This window comes from Achromobacter sp. GQ309, assembly GCF_059759315.1.
Genome location: NZ_JCAXDP010000003.1, coordinates 140,587 through 162,555, shown reverse-complemented (window position 1 = coordinate 162,555; position 21,969 = coordinate 140,587). Strand labels below are relative to the sequence as shown.

Genomic DNA, 21,969 nt, shown 5'->3' with positions numbered 1-21,969 from the left:
CCCGTCACCGGTTCTTGGCGCGTTCCTGCGCGTCCAGCTCGCGCAGGAATGCCAGCTTCTGCTGGATTTTAGCCTCCAGGCCGCGATCGGTCGGCCGATAGAAGGAAGGCTTGAGTCCGTCAGGGAAATATTGCTCGCCCGCGGCGTAGCCGTGGGGCTCGTCGTGCGCATAGCGATAGGCCTTGCCGTGGCCCAGCTGTTTCATCAGTTTGGTCGGCGCGTTGCGCAGGTGGATGGGCACCGGCGCGCTGCCGTGTTCCGCCGCGAACTTGCGGGCCTGGTTGTACGCGTTGTAGACGGCGTTGGACTTTGCGGCACACGCCATGTAGACCACGGCCTGCGCCAGCGCGAGCTCACCTTCGGGGGAACCAAGGCGCTCGTAGATGTCGGCGCCGTTTACCGCAAGATCCGTAGCGCGGGGGTCGGCCAGGCCGATGTCTTCAACCGCCATGCGCACCAGGCGCCGCGACAGGTATTTGGGATCGGCGCCACCGTCGATCATGCGGCAGAACCAGTACAGCGCCGCATCCGGATTGGAACCGCGCACCGACTTGTGCAACGCGCTGATCTGATCGTAGAAGGCGTCGCCGCCCTTGTCGAAGCGGCGCAGATTCTGCGACAGGGAGATTTCAAGCCAGGCCGCATCCACCGTGTCGCGTCCGGCGGACTGCGCCGATTCGGCCACGACTTCCACCGCGCTGATCAGCCGGCGCGCATCGCCATCGGCCCAGGCGGCCAGTTGCTCGCGCGCGTCGGGTTCAATGCGGATCGCCGCGCCGTCGTCTTGTCCTTCGTTGAGCGCCTGCACGGCGCGGTCAACCAGCTGCTGCAGCTCTTCGGCCGTCAGCGACTGCAGCACGTAGACGCGCGCTCGCGACAGCAAGGCGGAGTTGACCTCGAACGAGGGGTTTTCGGTGGTCGCGCCAATGAACGTGAACAGCCCGCTTTCGACATACGGCAGGAAAGCATCCTGCTGCGCCTTGTTGAAGCGGTGAACCTCGTCAACGAAAAGGATCGTGCGGCGGCCCTGGCCTTGCGCGATCTGCGCCACCGTCACAGCGTCGCGGATGTCCTTCACGCCGCCAAGCACGGCCGAGATGGCGATGAACTGCGCGTCAAAGCCGTCGGCCATCAGACGCGCCAGCGTGGTCTTGCCCACGCCCGGTGGCCCCCAGAAGATCATGGAGTGCGGACGGCCGGATTCGAAGGCGACGCGCAGCGGCTTGTCGGGTCCCAGCAGATGCGACTGGCCGACCACGTCGGCCAGGGTGCGGGGACGCAGGCGTTCGGCCAGGGGAACGTAAGGCCGATGCGCAGGATCGGCCGCGAAGAGATCGTTGCTCATTGGCAGCAGATGAAGGAATACAGCAAGGATTTCAAGCCTGCATTACACCATGTCCGGCTCGGCCCCCTTGCCTGCCAGCCGCCCCGCTCGGCGGCAGCACGCCAGGCCTACGCCAGTTCGGGCGGACCGAACCGTCGGTTGGCCAGCACGGGCAAGACCTTGCGGGCATGGGCCAGCCGTTCGGGGTCAATGTCCGCAAAGACCAGCGCAGGCGCTTCGCCGGCCCGCGCCGTGACCACCCCCAGCGGATCCACGACCATGCTGCACCCGATATTGCGTTCGCCGCATTCGCCAGTGGCGGCGACGTAGCAGGTGTTTTCCAACGCCCGCGCGGTCACCAGGACCTCCCAGTGCATTTCCTTGAGCGGACCGCGCACCCAGGCGGCCGGGAGCACGAGCAGGTCGGCGCCGTCCAGCGCCAGGCGGCGGGCCAGTTCGGGAAAGCGCACGTCGTAGCAGGTCATCAGACCCACGCGCAGCCCGGCGATGTCCAGCAGCGGCGGGATGTCGGTGCCGGGGGTGACGTTGGTGGACTCCTTCATGGTGAAGGCGTCGTACAGGTGCAGCTTGCGGTACTGCGACAGGATCTGGCCGTCGCGGATGGTGACCAGCGTGTTCCAGACGCGGCCCTCGCCCGTCGGCACGTGGACGCACATCATCGTGGCCAGGTCCGAACCGCGGCTGGCGTCGAGCAGGCGGGTGATGAACGGGCCATCCAGCGGCTGCGCGGCCTTGAGCACGATCTGCGGGTCGGTGATATCGCGGGCCAGGATGCCTTCGGGCAGAACCAGCAGCCCCGCCCCGCCGGCGCGGGCGCGTTCCATCAGGTCCACGCAGACCTGCGCGTTTTCTTCCCAGACGCGGCTGACGGCGAACTGGCCCAGGGCGACTTTCAGCATGGCTTTTCCTTTGTCGAAGCACGGGCGCGCCCTGTGGGGCGCGCAGCATGGACCTATTTTCCCACCGTCGGCGCGGCCGGGGCTACGGGAAACTCCTAGCTCCCGCTTGTAAATTTCTTTCACGATAATGAAAAAAACCAGTTTTGACGTAAATATTTTCCATACCGGACCGCCGCCATGACCAACTCCTCCTCCCCCGCAGCGCCGCTGGACGTGAACGGCAAAGGCCTGGGCGCGTTTCCCGAGTCCTGTACCACCGCCGACGTGGCGGCGCTGAACTGGAATCTGCTGAACGAAGACGTGAGCCTGCCGGTGGCCGTGCTGTACGAAGCGCGTGTGCGCCACAACCTGCAGTGGATGCAGCAGTTCATGGAGGCCTATCACGTCAAGCTGGCGCCGCACGGCAAGACGACGATGAGCCCGGCGCTGTTCAAGCGCCAGATCGACAACGGCGCCTGGGGCATCACGCTGGCCACCGCGCCACAAGTGCTGGCGGCCTACCAGCACGGCGTGCGCCGGGTGCTGATGGCCAACCAGCTCGTGGGCCGCGCCAACATGGCCATCATCGCGCGACTGTTGCAGGATCCCGCCTTTACGTTCTTCTGCATCGTGGATTCGGTCGCCAACGCCGCGCAACTGGGCAAGTTCTTCGGCGACGAGGGCAAGGTGCTGCCCGTGCTGATCGAACTGGGTCCGGCCGGCGGACGCACCGGCGTGCGCGACGATGCGCAATTGCAGGCCGTAGCCGACGAGATCGCCCGCTGGCCCGGCCTGGCGCTGGCCGGCATCGAAGTCTACGAAGGCGTACTGCAGGAAGAAGGCGCCATCCGCGCGTTCCTGCGCCGCGCCACCGATGCGCTGCGCGGCCTGGCCGCCGCGGGCCGGCTGCGCAAGAACGGTCCGGCCATCATCTCCGGCGCCGGTTCGGCCTGGTTCGATGTGGTCGCCGAGGAATTTTCGCAACTGGACATCGGCGGCGCCCTGGAAGTGGTGCTGCGTCCGGGTTGCTACCTGTCGCACGACGTGGGCATCTACCGCACCGCCGCCGAGCGCATCAATGCGCAGAACCCGGTGGCGCGCAAGATGGAGCCCGGCTTGCAGCCCGCCTTGCAGGTCTGGGCCTACGTGCAGTCGCTGCCCGAACCCAGCCGCGCCATCATCGCGATGGGCAAGCGCGACGCCGCCTTCGACGCGGGCCTGCCCACTCCCGCCCTGCTGTACAGGCCCGGCTCGGTGCAGCCCGGCGCCGCGCCGTCGCACTGGAAGCTGTCCGCGATGATGGACCAGCACGCCTTCATGCAGGTGGGCGACGGCGACGACATCCAGGTCGGCGACATGATCGCCTTCGACATTTCGCATCCCTGCCTGACGTTCGACAAGTGGCGCCAGGTGCTGCTGGTGAATGAGCACTACGGCGTCACCGGCGTAGCCGAAACCTTCTTCTAGTCCCCCTGCCCGCGGCACCGCGCCAGGCCCCAAGGGGACCGCAGCATCCGGGCACCGGCGCGCATCCGATTTCACGCGACAACCTGTTTCTGTTCCTCTGGAGAGAGAATCATGAACTTCCGTACCTCCCGGCGAGGCGGTGGGCTGAAGAGCCTGCTCGCGGCCGGCGCAATTGGCTTGACCGCTTTGTCGACCCCCGCCCTCTGTGCCACGCCGGTCAAGGGAGGCACGATCTCTGTCGCCACCATCGGCGAGCCGCCGACGCTGGACCCGATGACCAGCACGGCCGACCTGGTTGGCATCCTGACCCAGCACTTCTTCGAGACGCTGTACACCTTTGACGCCAAGTGGAACCTGACGCCGCTGCTGGCCGACAAGATGCCGGAAGTGTCGGCCGACGGGCTGGTCTATACGATCCCGCTGCGTCAGGGCATCACGTTCCATGACGGTTCGAAGATGGATTCGTCGGACGTGCTGGCGTCGCTAAAGCGCTGGACCGAGACCGCCACGCGCGGCAAGATGGCCGCCAAGATCATCAGCGGCATCGAGGCGCCGGACGCCAACACGATCCGCATCACCCTCAAGCAGCCGTACGCGCCGCTGACCGCGCTGCTGGCCATGAACAACAGCGCCGCGGTCGTCATGCCCAAGGGCAAGATCGCGCCGTCCCTGATCGAATTCGTCGGCACCGGCCCCTATCAGCTCAAGGCCCGCGTGCCCGACCAGTACGTGCAGCTGGTGCGCTTTGACGGCTACAAGCAGCGCGAAGGCGAGCCCAACGGCTACGGCGGCGCGCGCAAGCAATACCTGGACGAGATCCGCTTCGTGCCGGTCAGCAACGCCAATACCCGCGTGGAAAGCGCGGTGGCAGGCCAGTTCGACTACGTGGACTCGCTGCCCGTGGAGTCGCTGCCCAAGCTGAAGAATGGCCGCTCCGATCCGGTCATGCTCAAGCCCTTCGGCTGGCCTCGCCTGGTGCTCAACACCAAGCAGGGCATCATGTCGAACCAGGCCGTGCGCCAGGCGGTGCAGCTGGCCCTGAACGAAGAAGACATGCTGTTCGCCGCGCTCGGCGACAAGAACTTCTACAAGCTCAACGGCGACCTGTATCCGGAAGGCTTCCCGTGGGCCACGTCGCTGGGCGGCAAGGTCTACAACAAGGGCGACGCCGCGGCGGCCAAGAAGCTTGTCGACAGCGCCAACGTGCAGGACCGCAAGATCCGCATTCTGACCAGCCAGCAGTACGAGTTCCATTACAAGATGGCGCTGGTCGCTGCCGAATACCTGAAGGCCGCCGGCTTCACGGTGGACATGCAGGTCGTGGATTGGGCCACGCTGACGCAACGCCGTCAGGACCCCGCCGTGTGGGACATCTTCATTACCCACAGCCCCTTCCTGCCTGAGCCCGCGCTGATCGACTTCCCGTCCAAGGACGCGCCAGGCTGGTGGGACACGCCGCGCCGCAATCAGGTGCTGGACGCCTTCAACCAGGCCGGGTCGCAGGAAGAGCGCGTCAAGCGCTGGGCCGACGTGCAGCAGGCCGTGTACGACGAAGTGCCGTTCATCAAGGTGGGCGACTTCAACGCGCAAGCCGCGCGCTCGCCATCGCTGCAAGGCACACAGGCGGTGCCGTGGCCGTACTTCTGGAACGCCTGGAAGGCGGCCAAGTAAGCCCCTGCCCCGGCGGGCGGCCGCAGCCGCCCGCCACCGCAGACCGCGCGATCCGCTCGCGCCCACGAGAATGATTTCCAGGACTTCACCGTGTTGCGTTATCTCTTGAATCGGCTGGTCGGGCTGGTGGCCGTGATGTTCATCGTCGCGACCATCGTGTTCGTCATCATCCGCCTCACGCCTGGCGACCCGGCCGCCGTGATGCTCGGCCCCCAGGCCAGCCAGCAGGACATCGCCGCCCTGCGCGCGCAGCTGGGGCTGGACCAGCCCGTGGCGATGCAGTACGTGTCGTGGCTGGGCAAGTTGCTCCAGGGCGACCTGGGCCAGTCAATCTTCATGAACAAGCCGGTGCTGTCGGCGCTGGCCGACCGCGCCGAACCGACGATCCTGCTGACGCTAATGTCGCTATTGATCGCCAGCGCCATCGCGCTGCCGGTCGGCATTCTGTCGGCGGTCAAGCGGGGCACCACGCTGGACCAATCGGTGCTGTCGTTCTCGATGTTCACGTCCAGCGTGCCCAGCTTCTGGCTGGGGCTGCTGCTGATGCAGGTGTTCTCCGTGAAGCTGGGCTGGCTGCCGGTGGCCGGCTATGGCGGACCGGACGCCTCGCTGGCCACGCGCCTGTCGCACCTGATCCTGCCTGCGGTCGTGCTGGGACTGGTGAATTCTGCGCTGATCACCCGCTTCATCCGCGCCAGCATGCTGGACGTGCTGCGCGACGACTACGTGCGCACGGCGCGCGCCAAGGGGCTGCCGGAACGCAAGGTCATCCTGAAGCACGCGGTGCGCAACGCGCTGATCCCGATCCTGACAGTGCTGGGCCTGACCACGGCGCTGCTCATCAGCGGCGCAGTGGTGACCGAGACCGTGTTCGGCCTGCCCGGCGTGGGCAGCCTGGTGGTGTCGGCCGTGCTGCGGCGGGATTACCCCGTCATCCAAGGCGCGCTGCTGATCATCGCGGCCATCTATGTGCTGATCAATTTGTTCATCGACCTGCTGTATCTGGTGGTCGACCCCCGCGTGCGTTACTGAGCCATCGACATGACGACTGCAACTTCCATGAATCCCGGCTCGGACCGCTGGCAGGTCCTGCGCCTGCTGGTGTCGCGCAAGACGGTGCTGATCAGCCTCATCGTGATCGTCGTGCTGGCGGCCGCCGCGCTGCTGGCGCCGTGGATCAGCCCCTACGATCCGTTCAAGCTGTCCATCATGAACCGCCTGAAGGCGCCGGGCGCCGCGCACTGGTTCGGCACCGACGACTTCGGCCGCGACGTGTTCAGCCGCGTCATCCACGGCGGACGGCTGTCGCTGATGGTGGGCTTTTCCGTTGTCATCCTGTCCAGCGTGCTGGGCATTGCGCTGGGACTGATCGCTGGGTTCTTCCGCACCGCCGACAAGTTCGTGTCGCGGCTGATCGACGCGATGATGGCGTTCCCGGACATCCTGCTGGCGATCTCGCTGGTGGCCGCGCTGGGGCCGTCGCTGGTCAACGTGGTGATCGCGCTGGGGATCGTGTACACGCCGCGCCTGGCGCGCATCGTGCGGGCCTCGACGCTGGTGATCCGCGAGCTGCCCTTCGTGGAAGCGGCCCGCGCGCTGGGCGTGCCCACGTGGCGCATCGTCACCGTCCACGTGCTGCGCAACCTGGTGTCTCCCATCCTGGTGCAGGGCACCTTCATCTTCGCGTACGCGATCCTGGCCGAAGCGGGCCTGTCGTTCCTGGGCGTGGGCGTGTCGCCCGACATTCCGACCTGGGGCACCATGATCAACGCCGGCCAGCAGTACATGGGCTCGGCGGACTGGATCATGATCTTTCCCGGCATCGCCATCGTGCTGTCCGTGCTGTCGCTGCAACTGGTGGGCGACGGCCTGCGCGACGTTCTCGATCCGCGCCTGCGCAAGGAGCTGTAAACATGACCGCAAGCACCCGAGACATCGTGCTGTCGGTGGAAGGTCTGAAGACCTGGTTCCACAGCCGCGACGGCATCGCCAAGTCGGTGGACGGCGTCACATTTGACCTGGCCCGCGGCGAGACGCTGGCCATCGTCGGCGAATCCGGTTCCGGCAAATCCGTGACCAGCCTGTCCATCATGGGCCTCTTGCCCAAGCCGGCGGGCCGCATCGAGGCCGGCAGGATCCTGTTCCGCGACCGCCAGGGCGTCCAGCACGATCTGGCGCACGCCGCGCCGGCCACGCTGCAACGCATCCGCGGCGCCGAGATCGCGATGATCTTCCAGGAGCCCATGACCAGCCTGAACCCGCTGTACACCGTGGGCGACCAGATTGCCGAGGCGGTGCTGCAGCACGAAGGCGGCTCGCGCGCCGCGGCATTGAAGCGCGCCCGCGAGATGCTGGAGCGCGTCGAGATTCCGGCGGCCGACCGCCGCGTCAACGAATACCCGCACCAGATGTCGGGCGGCATGCGCCAGCGCGTGATGATTGCGCTGGCCCTGGCGTGCAATCCCGCGGTGCTGATCGCCGACGAGCCCACCACGGCGCTGGACGTGACGGTGCAAGCGCAGATCCTGGACCTGCTGCGCCGCCTGCAGGCCGAGATGAACATGAGCATCCTCTTCATCACGCACAACCTGGGCGTGGTGGCCGAGATCGCGCATCGCGTGGCCGTCATGTATGCCGGACGCGTAGTCGAGGACGCCGGCGTTTACGACCTGTTCGAAAAGCCCACGCATCCCTACACCCGCGGGCTGCTGTCCTGTCTGCCGACCGCCGCGCTGCTGGCGTCGGGCGAACGTCTTCGCGCCATTCCGGGCAACGTGCCCAGCGTGCTGTCGCTGCCGGCAGGCTGCACGTTCGCGCCGCGTTGCCCGCTGGCCGCGGACGACTGCCGCGCGGGCGTTCCCGACCTGGTGACGGTGCAGGCCGAACACCGCGCCCGCTGCATCAAGGTGAACCCAATATGACGAGCATTCCGACTCCCCGCGCCGCCGAGCCGCTGGTGCGCATCGACGACCTGAAGGTCCACTTTCCGACCTCGCAGGCGCGCAACGCCCCCGTCGTGCGCGCCGTGGACGGCGTGAGCTTCGACGTACCGCGCAACACCATCGTCGGCCTCGTCGGCGAATCCGGTTCCGGCAAGACCACCACCGGCCGCGCGTTGCTGCGCCTGTTTGCCCCCACTGCCGGCCGCATCGTGTTCGACGGACAAGACATCACCACGCTGAACGAAAAGCAGATGCTGCCGTGGCGCCGCCGCATGCAGATCGTGTTCCAGGACCCGTACGCCAGCCTGAATCCGCGCATGACGGTGGCCGAGATCCTGGGAGAGGCGCTGGACACGCATAAGCTGGCGCAGAACCGCCGCGCCGAGCGGATCGGCGAACTGCTGGAACGCGTGGGCCTGAATGCGGACCACAGCCGCCGCTATCCGCACGAATTTTCCGGCGGCCAGCGCCAGCGCATCGGCATTGCGCGCGCGCTGGCGGTTGAGCCCGACTTCATCGTGGCCGATGAACCCGTATCCGCGCTGGACGTGTCGGTGCAGGCGCAGGTGCTGAACCTGCTGCAGGATCTGCAACGCGACCTGGGCCTGACCATGCTGTTCGTGGCGCACGACCTGGCCGTGGTGGATTACCTGTGCGACGACGTCGTGGTGATGTACCTGGGCCGCGTCATGGAGCGCGGGCCGACCAGCGAGGTCTACGCCCGCCCCCGCCATCCCTACACGCGTGCGCTGCTGTCTGCCGCGCCCGTGCCGGATCCCCGCGCCCCGCGTTCGCGTATCCTCCTGAAGGGCGATATCCCGAGCCCGGTGAACCCGCCTTCCGGCTGCGTGTTCCGCACGCGCTGCCCGCACGCCATCGACGCCTGTGCCGCGGCCGTGCCGCCGGCCGTGGGCGTCAGCGCGGACCATTACGTGTCCTGCATCCGACTCGACGATCCCGCGCTCGCGGCCTGAGCCCGCCCGAATTGATCCAGGAATCACACATGAACATCATCCGCGACATCGTCTTCCAGATACGCAGTCGGCGGGACGCATTGAGCGTGACCGAACGCAAGGTGGCCGACGCCATTCTGGACGACATCATCTGGAGCGCCAGCGCCACGGTGGACCAGCTTGCCGCCAAGGCCGGCGTCAGCATCGCCACCATTTCGCGCTTTGCGCGCACGGTGGGCTGCGACGACACGCGCGACCTGAAGATGAAGCTGGCGCAGGCCAGCACGGTGGGCAGCCGCTTTCTGGATCCCAGCGCGCCGGCCGAAGAAAGCACGTTCTACGCCCGCATCTACGCCGACATCGAGAGCACGCTGCGCGCGCATCTGCCGGCCTTCACCGAGCAGCTGTTCGAAGCGGCCGCGTCCATCGTCGACGGCGCACGCATGATCTATGTCTTCGGCATGGGCGGCGCATCCGCGGTGCTGGCGCAGGAAGTGCAGTCGCGCCTGGTGCGGCTGGGCTATCCCATCGCCGTCTACAGCGACGCCGTGCTGCTGCGCATGGTGGCGGCCACGCTGGACGAGCGCGACGCCGTGCTAGTGTTGTCGGCCTCGGGCCTCACGCCTGAAATCGTCGGAGCGGCGCGCATCGTCAAGCAGTACCGCGCCAGCATCGTCGCCATCACGGACGCCTCGTCCGAACTGGCGAAACTGGCCGACGTCGTGCTGCCCATCCGCACCGACGAAACCGACTTCATCTACAAGCCCTCCGCCTCGCGCTACGCGATGATGCTGGCCATCGACCTGCTGTCGACCGAACTGGCCATGCTGAACCAGGAAGAAAACCGCGAACGCCTGCGCCGCATCAAGCTGGCGCTGGACGAGCACCGCGGCGGGCCGAACCGCCTGCCGCTGGGCGATTGATCTGGAAACCAAGATGTACGACACCCTCATAGGCAACGTCCGGATCCTGGACGGCTCCGGCGGTCCGGAAATCCGCGCCAGCGTGGCGCTGGCAGATGGCCGCATTGCCGCCATCGGCGACCTGCCTGGCGCCCCTGCGCGCCAGATCATCGACGGCACCGACCTGGCGCTGGCGCCCGGCTTCATCGACGTCCACACGCACGACGACACCAACGTCATCCGCACGCCGGACATGCTGCCCAAGCTGTCCCAGGGCGTGACGACAGTAGTCGTGGGCAATTGCGGCATCAGCGCCTCGCCGGTGACGCTGCGCGGCGATCCGCCCGACCCGATGAACCTGCTGGGAAAGCGCGAGGACTTCCGCTACGCCACCTTTGCCGACTACACCCGCGCCATCGAGGCCGCGCAGCCCGTAGTCAACGTGGCCGCGCTGGTCGGGCATACCGCCTTGCGCAGCAATCACATGGACCGGCTGGACCGGGCGGCGACGCGGGAAGAAGTGCTGGCGATGCGCGAGCAGTTGCGCGATGCGTTGGCGCACGGCGCGATCGGCCTGAGCACGGGCCTGGCCTATGCGTCGGCGTTCGAGGCGGATACGGCCGAGGTCAAGCTGCTGGCCGAGGCGTTGGACGAGTTCGGCGCGCTGTACACGACGCATCTGCGCTCGGAGTTCGCCGCCATCCTGGAGGCCATGCAGGAAGCCTTCGACATCGCCCTGCATGCGCGCGTGCCGGTGGTGGTGTCGCACCTGAAATGCGCGGGGGCCGGCAACTGGGGCCGCACGAAAGAGGTGCTGTTCGCGCTGGAGAACGCGGGGCGCATGCAGCACGTGGGTTGCGACTGCTATCCGTATTCGGCCAGTTCGTCGACGCTGGATCTGAAGCAGGTCACGGACGAATTCGACATCGACATCACGTGGTCCGAGCCGCATCCGGAACAGGCGCGCCGCAAGCTCGCGGCCATCGCGGCCGACTGGGGCGTGACCTTGCTGGAGGCGGCAAAGCGGCTGCAACCGGCCGGCGCGGTGTATCACAACATGCACGAGGACGACGTGCGACGCGTGCTGTCGCACTGCCTCACGATGGTCGGATCAGACGGCCTGCCGAACGACCCCATGCCGCATCCGCGCTTGTGGGGCGCCTTTCCCCGCGTGCTGGGTCATTACAGCCGCGACGTAGGCCTGTTTCCGCTGGCCCAGGCCGTGCACAAGATGACCGGCCTGTCTGCCGCCCGCTTCGGTTTGGCCGAGCGCGGCTTCGTGCGCGAGGGTTATCACGCTGACTTGGTGCTGTTCAACCCCGACACCGTTATCGACAGCGCCACTTTCGCTGAGCCCGTACAGACTGCAGCGGGCATCGAGGCGGTGTGGGTCAATGGCGTCCTGTCCTACCGCAAGGGCCAGGCCACCGGCGAGCGCGCTGGCCGTTGGCTGCCGCGCAGCGGCGACCTGCGAAAGTCTTACCCCGATCTTTCGGCCGCCTGACTGCGGCGGCATCCGGACATCTTCAAGGAGAACCATCCCATGAGCGCTACCCCCACTCCCGACAACAACGGCATCACCCGCTACGGCGTGGCCGGTGGCACCGGCCAGGGCGGCTCGCACATGCCCTTCGCCCGCGCCGTCGCTGCGGACGGCTGGCTGTATGTGTCCGGCCAGGTGCCGATGGACAACGGCGAAGTGATCGAAGGCGGCATCGTCGCGCAAAGCCACAAGACCATCCAGCAGGTGCTGGCGATCCTGCAGGAAGCCGGCTACGGTCCCGAACACGTCGTGCGCTGCGGCGTCTGGCTGGACGACGCGCGGGATTTCGCGTCGTTCAACAAGGTGTTCAAGGAGTATTTCGGCGCGAATCCGCCGGCGCGTGCCTGCGTGCAGTCGAGTCTGGTCGTGGATGCGAAAGTGGAAGTCGATTGCGTGGCGTATAGGAGCCCCCACGCCGCGACCACTAACGTGGTCTAGCTGCCCCCCACGGGGGCGGCCCCGCCTTGGGGCGGCCCGGCGGCGTGGCGCATGCTAACGGAAGGTGTCTGACCCCGCCGTCAAAACGAAAATGCCCGGTTTTCACCGGGCATTCTGCATTGGGCTGGAGCCAGCGCCGCGCTACATCTTCACCACATCCACGCCCTTGGGCGCGGTGAACTGGAATTCCTTGGCGGGCAATTGCGGATTGGCCTGAATGCCAGACAGGTCGACGCGAGTGGTCTGGCCGAACGAATCCAGCAGCTCCACACGCACCGGCAGGTTGTTCTTCATGCCGATGTCCACGCGCGAGAACCCGGCGTCGGCCGTGCGCGGCTTGGCGCGCAGCCAGTCCACGCCGTCCTTGGCGGGCAACGCCGATACGTCGAACGATTGCTCAAGCGACCCGGAGCCGAAAAGAATGGCCGCAGGCGACGTGCCAATCGCCGCGTCAACCTTGCGCTCGGTGACCTGGGCCAAGTCCGGGTCGTACTGGAACACCTGGCGGCCGTCGGAAATCACCAACTGCTCATAAGGCTTTTGCACGGCCCACTTGAATTTGCCGGGCCGCTGGAACGAGAACACCCCGGTCTGCGCGGGCTGCGTCCGGCCCTGATCGTTGACGGTGTACTGCGAGAACGATCCGGTGGCCGAGGTGACCGTGCTCACGAAAGCGCGCAACTGCTCCTGCGCGCTGGCGGCCAGCACCAAAGTCGGCGACAGGCCCAGGACCGCGACGGCGGCCAGCCTTTGAAACGTCTTCATCATGCTTCCTCTCGGGCGGCGGCTGCGGGAACCAGGATCTCGCGGTTCCCATTGGATTGCATCGCCGACACCATACCCGATTGCTCCATCTGCTCGAGTAACCGGGCCGCACGGTTGTAACCAATACGCAGGTGACGCTGCACCAGCGAGATCGACGCGCGGCGGTGCTTGAGCACGACTTCGCAGGCCTGGTCGTACATCGGGTCGGATTCCGCGTCGCCGCCGATGCCCGTGACGCTGCTGGCGCCCTCGGCGCCGTCGCCGTCCAGACCGCCTTCCAGGAGGCCCTCGACGTAATTGGGTTCACCCTGCGACTTCAGGCTCTCGACCACGCGATGGACTTCGTCGTCGCTGCAGAACGCGCCGTGCACGCGCACCGGCAGGCCCGTGCCCGGCGGCATGTACAGCATGTCGCCCTGACCCAGCAGCGTCTCCGCGCCCATCTGGTCAAGAATGGTGCGGGAGTCGATCTTGGACGACACCTGGAACGCGATACGCGTCGGGATGTTGGCCTTGATGAGGCCGGTGATTACGTCCACGCTGGGACGCTGCGTGGCCAGGATAAGGTGGATGCCGGCCGCCCGCGCCTTCTGCGCGAGACGGGCGATGAGTTCTTCGATCTTCTTGCCGACGACCATCATCAGGTCGGCCAGCTCGTCGATGACGACCACGATGGTCGGCAGCGGCGACAGCGGCTCGGGCTGGTCGGGCGTCAGCGAGAACGGATTCGGGATCGGCTCTTCGCGCTTGATCGCGTCGCGGATCTTGGTGTTGTAGCCGGCCAGGTTGCGCACGCCCATCTTGCTCATGAGGCGATAGCGCTTTTCCATTTCGCCCACGCACCAGTTCAGCGCGTTGGACGCCTGCCGCATGTCGGTGACGACCGGCGCCAGCAAATGCGGGATGCCTTCGTAGACGCTCATTTCGAGCATCTTGGGATCGATCAGGATCAGGCGGGTGTGCGAGGCGTCGGCCTTGTACAGCAGCGACAGAATCATCGCGTTGATCCCGACGGACTTGCCCGAGCCGGTCGTGCCGGCCACCAGCAGGTGAGGCATCTTGGCAAGATCGGCCACCACCGGGTTGCCGGCGATATCCTTGCCCAGCGCCATGGTCACGACGGAATGGCTGGCGTGATAGGTCTGCGAACCCAGGATCTCGGACAGGCGCACCATCTGGCGGCGCGGATTGGGCAGTTCCAGCCCCATCAGGTTTTTGCCAGGAATGGTCTCGACCACGCGGATGCTGACCAGACTGAGCGCCCTTGCCAGGTCCTTGGCCAGGTTGACGATCTGGCTGCCCTTCACGCCGGTGGCCGGTTCGATCTCGTAGCGGGTGATGACGGGGCCGGCCTGCGCCGCGACCACGGTAACCGACACGCCGAAGTCGGCCAGCTTCTTTTCGATCAGGCGCGAGGTGAATTCGATGGTCTCGGCCGAGACGGTTTCCTGGTTGTTCAGGGGCGGATCGAGCAGACCGAGGGTGGGCAGGTCGCCTTCGGCGCCGCCGGTGGGCGGGAAGAACAGCGATTGCTGCTTTTCCTTTTCGACGCGCTCGGACTTGGGCACCACGGTGATGGCCGGTTCAATACGCACCGGCTGCTCGTGGACCAGCTTTTCCTGCTTGGCCACGACCTGTTCGGTGCGCACGGCCTTGGCGACTTCGCCGACCTTGCGGTCCTGACGCGCCGTATACGAATTGCGCATCTTGCGGACCAGGCCTTCCAGCCAGGAACCGACGCGCTCGGCCACCGCCAGCCACGAGAACGAGAAAAACAGGCTGAGTCCGATTGCGAGCATGACCAGGAAGGCCAGCGTGGCGCCGGTAAAGCCGATGCTGCTGCCGATCAGGCCGGCCAGCATCTGGCCGATGACCCCGCCCGCGCCGCTGGACGTTTCCGAGGCGCCGGGCAGGTGCGTGCCGCGGCTGGCCAGGCGCAGGGCTTCCATGCCCAGCGAGCCCACCATCAGCAGAAAGAAGCCGATGCCCTCTTCCCAATGGACACGCGGCAGCACTTCGGGCTGCTTGCTATTGGCGACGCGCAACTGCGCGGCCAGCCGCCGATAACCGGCGCGAACGCGGTGCAGCAGCAGGATGACCCACCACCAGGCGGAAAAACCGAATAGATAGAGGAGGATGTCGGCCAGATAGGCGCCCAGGCGCCCCCCCTGGTTGCGCACGACATCGCCCGGAACCGAGTGCGACCAGCCAGGGTCGGACGCGCTCCAGGTGGCGAGCACCAGGGTAAGCCAGGCCGCCAGGGCGGCAAAGAGGATCCAGCGGGCTTCACGCAACAGCGCGGAAATGCGCGTTTGCAGCGGCGAAGGTCCGTTGCGGGTGTTGCGCGAGGCGCGCGGAGAAGCAGTCGAGATACGCGGCATGCGGCTCATTATAATTGGGCGTTACCCTAAAGATACCTGCCCATGTCCACGCCTACGCACGCTAAAGTTTTGATACTCGGTTCCGGCCCCGCCGGTTACACGGCGGCCGTCTATGCGGCACGCGCCAATCTTAACCCTGTTCTTGTTACAGGTTTGGCCCAAGGCGGCCAGCTCATGACCACCACGGACGTCGACAATTGGCCGGCCGACGCGGATGGCGTGCAGGGCCCCGACCTGATGCAGCGCTTCCAGAAGCATGCCGAACGCTTCAACACGGAAATGCTGTTCGACCACATCGCCAAGGTCGACCTCTCCAAGCGCCCCTTCACCCTGACCGGCGACACCGGCAAGGTCTACACCTGCGACGCCCTGATCATCGCGACCGGCGCCTCGGCCAAATACCTGGGCCTGCCGTCCGAACAGTCCTTCATGGGCCGCGGCGTGTCCGGCTGCGCCACCTGCGACGGTTTCTTCTACCGCAACCAGGACGTGGTCGTGGTCGGTGGCGGCAACACCGCCGTCGAAGAAGCCCTGTACCTGTCCAACATCTGCCGCAAGGTCACCCTGATCCACCGCCGCGACAAGTTCCGCGCCGAGCCCATCCTGGTCGACAAGCTGATGAGCAAGGTCGAAAACGGCAACATGGAGCTCAAGACCTTCCACACGCTGGAAGAAGTGCTGGGCGACGACAGCGGCGTGACCGGCGTGCGTGTTCGCCACGTGGACACCGGCGCGACCGAAGACATGGCCGTCACCGGCGCCTTCATCGCCATCGGCCACCAGCCCAACACGGAAATCTTCCAGGGCCAGCTCGAGATGAAGGACGGCTACATCGTCACCAAGAGCGGCCTGTCCGGCATGGCCACCATGACCTCGGTGCCCGGCGTGTTTGCCGCCGGCGACGTGCAGGATCACGTCTACCGCCAGGCGATCACCAGCGCCGGCACGGGCTGCATGGCCGCCCTGGACGCCCAACGGTGGTTGGAGAATGCGGGGCAATAAGGTCGGCGTGGCCGACCTGAAACGCCTGAAGAAGGACCTGCAGGAAGAACGCGAGCGCGCCGCCCTTGCCCCGCAACGGGCGGCAGCAGCGCCGGCGCGCGCGGCATCGCCCCCCGAGGACGATCTGGCGGCGTTCAAGCGTTCGATGAAGTCCGTCACGCCGATCCGGCACACGGAACGCGTCACGCACAAGCCCGCCGCGGAACCCGCGCCCGCCCTGCGCCGCGCCAACGCGCTGGGCGAAACGCCCAGCCGCGCCGATGCCGGCGTCTCGGACGGCGGCGAGATCACGCATCTGCTGTCCGAAGGCGGCACCGCCTTCGTGCGCGGCGACGTGGCGCCCGACACCGCGCGCAACCTGCGCCGCGGCCAATGGCGCGCCGGGGCTGAACTCGACCTGCATGGCCTGCGCGTCGAGCAGGCCCGCCATGCCTTGCTGTCGTTCCTGGACGAGTGCCAGGAACACGGCATCCGCTGCGTGCGCATCGTGCACGGCAAGGGCTACAACTCGGAAGGCCTTGAGCCGGTCCTGAAGGACAAGGCGCGCACGTGGCTGGTCCAGAAGGCCGAGGTCATGGCGTTTTCCGAAGCACCCGAACGCGAAGGCGGCGCGGGCGCCCTGCTGGTGCTGCTGCGACAGTCTGAGGGTCCGCGCAAATGAAATGGCTGTACCTGGGCGTGGCGATCGTCGCCGAGATCTTCGCCACCAGCGCCCTCAAGGGGTCCGAAGGGTTCACGCGGCTGGTGCCGTCCGTCATCACGGTCTTCGGGTACCTGATCTCGTTCTATTTCCTGTCGCTGACGCTGCGCGAGATCCCCGTGGGCATTGCCTACGCGATCTGGTCCGGCGTCGGCATCGTGCTGATCTCCATCGTGGGCGCGGTGCTGTTCAAGCAGCATCTGGACACGCCCGCGCTTATCGGCATCGGCCTCATCATCGCCGGCGTGGTGGTGATGAACGTTTTCTCCAAATCCGTCTCGCATTGACGGCCGTCGCCGCGGTCCTCGCGCGCTGCTTTTTGGCCCAGGGCTTCCTGGCGGAGGGCACGTTACGCCGCGCGCTGGCGGCCTTCCTGTGCCTGGCCTGCCTATTCGCCGGCAGCGCATCCGCCCACGACTTTGACCGCGCGGCCGAGCTCAAGCGCTACCGGGCCTGGCTGACCGTCTTCACGCAGGACATGGACCGGCTGGCCGCCGCGCGGGGCCCGTTGAACGACGCGCAGCTCGATGCGATGTTCGACAAATCCGTGGTGCCCGGCTCGCGAGCCGCTGGCTTCATCCGCGAAGCCTTCACCCGCCGCAACAGCGATGGCGACTACCACCCGCAATACGGACCGCGCTCGGTCTTCCTGGGCGTGCTGGCCAGCGGCATTCCCGCCGGCCAAGGCGGCACGTATCCCGAATCCGATGCCGCGTTCAAGGGCACGGATCTGATCGTCTGGTACCTGCACGTGGATGTTGGCGACATGACCAACACCTATCTGCTGTCGTCCGGCCACTTCACCCCCTACCGGCTGCCGCCCGCCGGCACGCTCGAGCGCAAGGCCTATCCCTTCCTGCTGATGGAGTCGCGCGACGGGACGCTGAGGCTGGGCGGTGTCAGCGCCGAGTTGTGGGGCCTCGTTGCATGGCTGCACAATGCCGCGAACTGATTTCGTCCTGCGCCTGCTTGCCCTTGCCGCGCTTTCCGCGGCGCCGGGGCTTGCGCTGGCCCTGTGCCAGCCGCTGGCTTCGGGCGACAAGCTGACCGTCGTCGCCGACGTCCGGCTCGACGACACCAACACGTTGCTGGGCAAAGACGGTTCCCGCGTCCGGAGCTGGCTGCCCCCTGTCCAGGTGCCAGACGGTCCGCGCGCCACGCCGATCCTCTGGGCCGAACGCGTGGACTGGTCCGTCTATGCAGCCGAACCCGGCGCGCGCATCGGCGTCACCGTGCTGCGCGTCGAACGCGGCGTAGACGGCCGCCAGCATCTTTGCGGCATTGCCCAATACAGCCCGCACACGGTGGATGAGGCGCGCGCCCAGCCCGGCCCCGCCCTGCCGCCGCCAGACAACGAAACCCGCTTTCGGTACGACGCGGCCGGCAGGCTGACCGGCTATGACCTCCGCTCCCGTGCCTGGGACGACCGGCAGAATCGCCCGGTGCGGCATTGCCTGCGTTACGACGCCAACGGCTGGCTGGCGGAACTGGCCGACGGCGCCTGCGACGGCGCCACGCGCCCGCAAGTGCGCTACGTGCATGACGCCGCAGGCCGCCTGTTACGGACCATCCGCCACGCGCCCGAAACCGGCGAGGCGAACGAGGTCATCGTGCATGACGCAAAAGGCGGAGCCGCCCAGCGCTACCTGCGGCCGGTCCGCGACACTGAAGACGGCCTGGGCGCGCAGGCGGCACTGCCGTATCGCGCAGTGCAGGGCGAACACCCGATCCTCGTCTTGCCCAGCCCCAACTGGCAGCCGCCGGCGCTGGACTCCTACCACTACGACTGGGCCATCGTGCAGCCGCGTGGCGACGCCGATGTCTACGACGCCAAGCGCGATCCTTCGTCCGTGCTGGCCAGCGGCAACAGCGGCGCCAATGGGCGCTTCGACCTTAGCGCCGACGCCCGCCAACGTATCTGGAAGGCAGCGGGCCGCGCGCCCGGCGGTGTGCAATGGCTATGGGCGCCGGGTCAGGTCCTGACGCTGTTGCAGGCGATGCCCGGCGCCGCCTGGGCAGCCTGCGCCGATACCCAAGACCGCAGTCCGGCCGCCTGCCCCGCCCCCTAGGTGTTGTCCGGCTGCGGGTGACGCACGTCCGGATTGCGCAGGTAATCCACCAGCGCTAACGTGGCCCGGTCAGGCGGCGGCGTCAGCAGCGACACCACCACGATCGTCAGAAACGCCACGGGCGCACCGAACACACCCGCCGCGATAGGCTGGATGCCCCACCACAGATCCACCGGTTGCGTGCGGGCGATGCCGAGCACCGACTCCCGCAGCCACGGATGCGTATGCGTCATATAGGCGAACGTCACGGCCAGCCCGGCCGCCATGCCCAGCGTGGCGCCCCATTTGTTCGCGCGCCGCCAGAACACGCCCATGACCAGCGCCGGAAAGAACGACGAGGCCGCAAACGAAAACGCGGCCGACACCATGAACAGGATGTCCGCCGGCTTGCGCGCCGCGACCCACGCCGCGCCAAACGCCACCACCAGCAGCAGGATCTTGGACACCATCACCCGGCGCGCCGCCGACATCCGCGGCGACACGACCCGGTACCACATGTCGTGCGACAGCGAATTGGACAGCGTCAGCAGGAGACCGTCGGCCGTGGACAACGCCGCCGCCAGCCCGCCCGCAGCAACCAGCCCCGAAATCACGTAAGGCAGCCCGCCGATCTCTGGCATGGCCAGCACCACCACGTCCGCCCCCATGCTGATTTCGCTGAGCTGCACGACGCCGTCGCGATTGATGTCGCTGACGTCGAGCAGGTTGGTGTCGACCGCGCTCCAGGCATGCACCCAGTTGGGCAGGCTGAGGAAGTTCGATCCAACGACCTGCGTATAGATCTCGAACTTGACCAGCAGCGCCAGCGCGGGCGCCATGAAATACAACAGCAGGATGAACAGCAGCGACCAGCACACCGATTTGCGCGCCTCGATGACGGACGGCGTCGTGTAGGAGCGCATCAGGATGTGCGGCATGCCCGCGGTGCCCAGCATCAGGCACAGCACCATCGCCAGGAAGTTGATGCGCATGTTGCTGCGTTCCTCGGCGTCCTTCGCAGGGAACGGCTCGGCATGTGGCGTGGGCGGCGCGGCCCTGGCCTCGAAGGTCGCCTTGGCCTGCGACCACGTGGCGCGCGCATCCTCGACGGTCGGCGGATAGGCGGCCAGTTCGCGCTCGGCCGACCGGATCTCGACCATGGGCGCATCGCCCGCGTTCAACTGGGCCAGCCGGCTGCGCAGCTTGTCCTTTTCCAGCGTCCACGACTCGGGCAGCGCCTGCAGACGGCGCGCCATTTCGTCGGCGCGCTGCTGCCAGATCCTGCGCACCTCGATCTCCGAAGGATCGTTCTGCAGGTAGACCTCTTTTTCGGTCACCTGCTGCAGCACGGCCCCACCCGACAGTTGCGGCAACGGCATGTTGGTGTGCTTGACCGACAGCCAGATCACCGGCACGAGATACGCGATCACCAGGATGATGTACTGCCCGACCTGCGTCCACGTGACCGCGCGCATGCCCCCCAGGAACGAACACACCAGCATGCCGCCTAGCGCCACGAAGATGCCCAGTTCGAACGAGATGCCGGTCATCCGCGTGGTGATGATGCCCACGCCGTAGATCTGGGCCACCAGATACGTGAACGAGCACAGAATGGCGCAGAAGACCCCGGCCAACCGAGGCAGGTTGCCGCCGTAGCGCGCGCCCATGAAATCGGGAATGGTGTATTGGCCGAAGCGCCGCAGATACGGCGCCAGCAGCATCGCTACCAGCACGTAGCCGCCCGTCCAGCCCATGATGTAGGCCAGCCCGCCGTAGCCGGTCAGGTACAGCGTGCCCGCCACGCCGATGAAGGATGCCACCGACATCCAGTCGGCCGCCGTCGCCATGCCGTTGTAGATGGCCGGCACGCGCCGGCCCGCGACGTAGTATTCGACCTGGTCGGACGTGCGGCAGACGATGCCGATGCCGGCGTACAGGCTGACGGTGACCAGCAGGAACACATAGCCGATCCAGTTGCGCGGCATGCCCAGGATCTCGGCCAGCGCCATCAGCAGGATCATCAGCGCGAAGCCGGCCGTGTACAGCACATAGATGCGCCGCAGCCGGATGCGGAACTCCTGCGGAGTGTCTCCGGTGAAAAACGGCATCAGCGCGGCTCCCCGGTTTCGTCGGCGCGCTCATCGGCGCGATTCATGACCCGGGCGTAGACGGCGATGATGATCAGGTAGGCCAGCGGAGCGCCATAGGCGGCCATCCAGAAGGCGAAGGGCCAACCGATGAAGTCGAAGGAGAGGCTGCGTGCGAAGTACGAGGGGATGAAGGTCAGCGCCGCCCAGACGGCGAGCAGCAGCACGATCAGCCGCAGATTGCGGCGCCAGTAGGGCGTGATGGATGTCCGGGACGGAGTAAGGCGCGTTTGCGGCATAGCGTGGATAAGCAGATCCCATCTGAATATCGCCAAACGCAGCGCTTGAAAAGCCCTGAAGCTTGATTTGCCGGCTTTTTATGCGACAACGGCTGGCACTTCCTGGTGCCAGCCGTTGTGCGTTTGCTTTTTTTGAGTACTGCTTTACTTTTTTTATGTACCGGTGCCGCCGGTATTTGCCCATGCAGGGCTTTGTCTCCTCACCTGCATGGGAAGAGATTCTGCACCAGATGCGGGAATGCCACACTAGGGGAATGCCCTAAGACGGAGCATTCATTTACATATTCCATGCACCATATGAGTGCATTTTGGGGTCGCCGTACTAAATATTGGGATTTTTCCGGCAAATCGGCCCATCGTACCGCCTAATTCTTGAGCAGTGCTCAGTTAGTGATCATGGCCGATGGCGCCGGCCGTCCAAGTCCGTGCATCGCGAAGCGCCCGATTCCGGGCATGGAACCCACAGCATTCCAGATCATCTTTACGCGCCGTTTACACCCCGCTCGCCAAGCTATACCCCGTTTTTACCCCCCGCTCCGTAACCTGCC

20 protein-coding genes are annotated in these 21,969 nt (G+C 66.5%); 14 read left to right on the top strand and 6 right to left on the bottom strand.

Translation table 11 applies throughout. The annotated features are described in order from the left end of the window. Nucleotides 1–4: 4 nt before the first annotated feature. Nucleotides 5–1,345 carry a replication-associated recombination protein A gene (locus tag AC6CIE_RS10160; protein WP_056568621.1) on the bottom strand — a complete coding sequence of 447 codons (1,341 nt, stop codon included), beginning with the start codon at nt 1,343–1,345 and terminating at the stop codon, nt 5–7. A gap of 107 nt (nt 1,346–1,452) precedes the next feature. Further along, on the bottom strand, nt 1,453–2,244 hold the full coding sequence (locus tag AC6CIE_RS10155) for a deaminated glutathione amidase (RefSeq protein ID WP_343736657.1): 792 nt from the start codon (nt 2,242–2,244) through the stop codon (nt 1,453–1,455). 177 nt (nt 2,245–2,421) lie between these two features. Between AC6CIE_RS10155 and AC6CIE_RS10150 the strand changes: the two genes are divergently transcribed. The 9 genes from AC6CIE_RS10150 to AC6CIE_RS10110 all read left to right on the top strand — a co-directional run bounded on the left by AC6CIE_RS10150 (nt 2,422) and on the right by AC6CIE_RS10110 (nt 12,139). Next, on the top strand, nt 2,422–3,690 hold the full coding sequence (locus AC6CIE_RS10150) for an amino acid deaminase (protein ID WP_498092186.1): 1,269 nt from the start codon (nt 2,422–2,424) through the stop codon (nt 3,688–3,690). A gap of 111 nt (nt 3,691–3,801) precedes the next feature. Beyond that, nucleotides 3,802–5,361, top strand: coding sequence for an ABC transporter substrate-binding protein (locus AC6CIE_RS10145; RefSeq protein WP_498092185.1), 1,560 nt, complete (start codon nt 3,802–3,804; stop codon nt 5,359–5,361). A 90-nt stretch (nt 5,362–5,451) separates the two neighbouring features. After that, nucleotides 5,452–6,393 carry an ABC transporter permease gene (locus AC6CIE_RS10140; protein WP_218344884.1) on the top strand — a complete coding sequence of 314 codons (942 nt, stop codon included), beginning with the start codon at nt 5,452–5,454 and terminating at the stop codon, nt 6,391–6,393. 9 nt (nt 6,394–6,402) lie between these two features. Continuing rightward, nucleotides 6,403–7,272 (top strand): ABC transporter permease, encoded by an 870-nt coding sequence (locus tag AC6CIE_RS10135; RefSeq protein WP_056568629.1) that lies wholly within the window; start codon nt 6,403–6,405, stop codon nt 7,270–7,272. Between the two features lie 2 nt (nt 7,273–7,274). Beyond that, entirely contained in the window at nt 7,275–8,282 is a 1,008-nt protein-coding gene (locus tag AC6CIE_RS10130; RefSeq protein WP_498092184.1) for an ABC transporter ATP-binding protein, read from the top strand. Continuing rightward, nucleotides 8,279–9,277 (top strand): ABC transporter ATP-binding protein, encoded by a 999-nt coding sequence (locus AC6CIE_RS10125; protein WP_175184148.1) that lies wholly within the window; start codon nt 8,279–8,281, stop codon nt 9,275–9,277. Before AC6CIE_RS10130 ends, AC6CIE_RS10125 begins: the two co-directional genes overlap by 4 nt. A gap of 29 nt (nt 9,278–9,306) precedes the next feature. Further along, nucleotides 9,307–10,179, top strand: coding sequence for a MurR/RpiR family transcriptional regulator (locus AC6CIE_RS10120; protein WP_175123132.1), 873 nt, complete (start codon nt 9,307–9,309; stop codon nt 10,177–10,179). Nucleotides 10,180–10,192: 13 nt separating this feature from the next. Next, on the top strand, nt 10,193–11,662 hold the full coding sequence (locus AC6CIE_RS10115) for an N-acyl-D-amino-acid deacylase family protein (protein ID WP_498092183.1): 1,470 nt from the start codon (nt 10,193–10,195) through the stop codon (nt 11,660–11,662). 39 nt (nt 11,663–11,701) lie between these two features. After that, the gene (locus AC6CIE_RS10110) at nt 11,702–12,139 is read left to right on the top strand and encodes a RidA family protein (protein ID WP_498092182.1); all 438 of its coding nucleotides are present in this window, start codon (nt 11,702–11,704) and stop codon (nt 12,137–12,139) included. 141 nt (nt 12,140–12,280) lie between these two features. Here AC6CIE_RS10110 and lolA read toward each other — a convergent pair whose 3' ends face one another. Both lolA and AC6CIE_RS10100 read right to left on the bottom strand, forming a co-directional pair. Then, nucleotides 12,281–12,904, bottom strand: a complete 624-nt coding sequence (gene lolA / locus AC6CIE_RS10105; protein WP_175123354.1) for an outer membrane lipoprotein chaperone LolA — start codon at nt 12,902–12,904, stop codon at nt 12,281–12,283. Beyond that, nucleotides 12,904–15,285 carry a DNA translocase FtsK gene (locus AC6CIE_RS10100; RefSeq protein WP_175137219.1) on the bottom strand — a complete coding sequence of 794 codons (2,382 nt, stop codon included), beginning with the start codon at nt 15,283–15,285 and terminating at the stop codon, nt 12,904–12,906. Before AC6CIE_RS10100 ends, lolA begins: the two co-directional genes overlap by 1 nt. Nucleotides 15,286–15,327: 42 nt before the next feature. Here AC6CIE_RS10100 and trxB point away from each other — a divergent pair, with 42 nt between their 5' ends. From trxB to AC6CIE_RS10075, 5 genes are read left to right on the top strand one after another with little or no spacing between them, the layout of a single operon-like run. Further along, nucleotides 15,328–16,287, top strand: coding sequence for a thioredoxin-disulfide reductase (gene trxB / locus AC6CIE_RS10095; RefSeq protein ID WP_218344887.1), 960 nt, complete (start codon nt 15,328–15,330; stop codon nt 16,285–16,287). Beyond that, nucleotides 16,274–16,948, top strand: a complete 675-nt coding sequence (locus AC6CIE_RS10090) for a Smr/MutS family protein (RefSeq protein WP_218344888.1) — start codon at nt 16,274–16,276, stop codon at nt 16,946–16,948. The genes trxB and AC6CIE_RS10090 overlap by 14 nt, the downstream gene beginning before the upstream one ends. Next, the gene (locus AC6CIE_RS10085; RefSeq protein WP_056568656.1) at nt 16,945–17,274 is read left to right on the top strand and encodes a DMT family transporter; all 330 of its coding nucleotides are present in this window, start codon (nt 16,945–16,947) and stop codon (nt 17,272–17,274) included. The genes AC6CIE_RS10090 and AC6CIE_RS10085 overlap by 4 nt, the downstream gene beginning before the upstream one ends. Further along, the gene (locus AC6CIE_RS10080) at nt 17,271–17,939 is read left to right on the top strand and encodes a hypothetical protein (protein ID WP_498092181.1); all 669 of its coding nucleotides are present in this window, start codon (nt 17,271–17,273) and stop codon (nt 17,937–17,939) included. Before AC6CIE_RS10085 ends, AC6CIE_RS10080 begins: the two co-directional genes overlap by 4 nt. Next, nucleotides 17,926–19,056, top strand: coding sequence for a hypothetical protein (locus AC6CIE_RS10075; protein ID WP_498092180.1), 1,131 nt, complete (start codon nt 17,926–17,928; stop codon nt 19,054–19,056). The genes AC6CIE_RS10080 and AC6CIE_RS10075 overlap by 14 nt, the downstream gene beginning before the upstream one ends. Here the strand turns inward: AC6CIE_RS10075 and AC6CIE_RS10070 are convergent. Continuing rightward, on the bottom strand, nt 19,053–21,143 hold the full coding sequence (locus AC6CIE_RS10070; protein WP_239216219.1) for a sodium:solute symporter family protein: 2,091 nt from the start codon (nt 21,141–21,143) through the stop codon (nt 19,053–19,055). The genes AC6CIE_RS10075 and AC6CIE_RS10070 overlap by 4 nt on opposite strands. Next, on the bottom strand, nt 21,143–21,421 hold the full coding sequence (locus AC6CIE_RS10065) for a DUF4212 domain-containing protein (RefSeq protein ID WP_175123140.1): 279 nt from the start codon (nt 21,419–21,421) through the stop codon (nt 21,143–21,145). The genes AC6CIE_RS10070 and AC6CIE_RS10065 overlap by 1 nt, the downstream gene beginning before the upstream one ends. Nucleotides 21,422–21,969: the final 548 nt, after the last annotated feature.

Bases quoted from the DNA above. Each gene is read 5' to 3' on its own strand.
- AC6CIE_RS10130 (WP_498092184.1), top strand. From the start codon at position 7,275: ATGACCGCAAGCACCCGAGACATCGTGCTGTCGGTGGAAGGTCTGAAG.
- AC6CIE_RS10075 (WP_498092180.1), top strand. From the start codon at position 17,926: ATGCCGCGAACTGATTTCGTCCTGCGCCTGCTTGCCCTTGCCGCGCTT.
- AC6CIE_RS10125 (WP_175184148.1), top strand. From the start codon at position 8,279: ATGACGAGCATTCCGACTCCCCGCGCCGCCGAGCCGCTGGTGCGCATC.
- trxB (WP_218344887.1), top strand. From the start codon at position 15,328: ATGTCCACGCCTACGCACGCTAAAGTTTTGATACTCGGTTCCGGCCCC.
- AC6CIE_RS10135 (WP_056568629.1), top strand. From the start codon at position 6,403: ATGACGACTGCAACTTCCATGAATCCCGGCTCGGACCGCTGGCAGGTC.
- AC6CIE_RS10160 (WP_056568621.1), bottom strand. From the start codon at position 1,345: ATGAGCAACGATCTCTTCGCGGCCGATCCTGCGCATCGGCCTTACGTT.
- AC6CIE_RS10100 (WP_175137219.1), bottom strand. From the start codon at position 15,285: ATGCCGCGTATCTCGACTGCTTCTCCGCGCGCCTCGCGCAACACCCGC.
- AC6CIE_RS10065 (WP_175123140.1), bottom strand. From the start codon at position 21,421: ATGCCGCAAACGCGCCTTACTCCGTCCCGGACATCCATCACGCCCTAC.
- AC6CIE_RS10145 (WP_498092185.1), top strand. From the start codon at position 3,802: ATGAACTTCCGTACCTCCCGGCGAGGCGGTGGGCTGAAGAGCCTGCTC.
- AC6CIE_RS10155 (WP_343736657.1), bottom strand. From the start codon at position 2,244: ATGCTGAAAGTCGCCCTGGGCCAGTTCGCCGTCAGCCGCGTCTGGGAA.
- AC6CIE_RS10120 (WP_175123132.1), top strand. From the start codon at position 9,307: ATGAACATCATCCGCGACATCGTCTTCCAGATACGCAGTCGGCGGGAC.
- AC6CIE_RS10115 (WP_498092183.1), top strand. From the start codon at position 10,193: ATGTACGACACCCTCATAGGCAACGTCCGGATCCTGGACGGCTCCGGC.
- AC6CIE_RS10090 (WP_218344888.1), top strand. From the start codon at position 16,274: ATGCGGGGCAATAAGGTCGGCGTGGCCGACCTGAAACGCCTGAAGAAG.
- AC6CIE_RS10070 (WP_239216219.1), bottom strand. From the start codon at position 21,143: ATGCCGTTTTTCACCGGAGACACTCCGCAGGAGTTCCGCATCCGGCTG.
- AC6CIE_RS10085 (WP_056568656.1), top strand. From the start codon at position 16,945: ATGAAATGGCTGTACCTGGGCGTGGCGATCGTCGCCGAGATCTTCGCC.
- AC6CIE_RS10110 (WP_498092182.1), top strand. From the start codon at position 11,702: ATGAGCGCTACCCCCACTCCCGACAACAACGGCATCACCCGCTACGGC.
- lolA (WP_175123354.1), bottom strand. From the start codon at position 12,904: ATGAAGACGTTTCAAAGGCTGGCCGCCGTCGCGGTCCTGGGCCTGTCG.
- AC6CIE_RS10150 (WP_498092186.1), top strand. From the start codon at position 2,422: ATGACCAACTCCTCCTCCCCCGCAGCGCCGCTGGACGTGAACGGCAAA.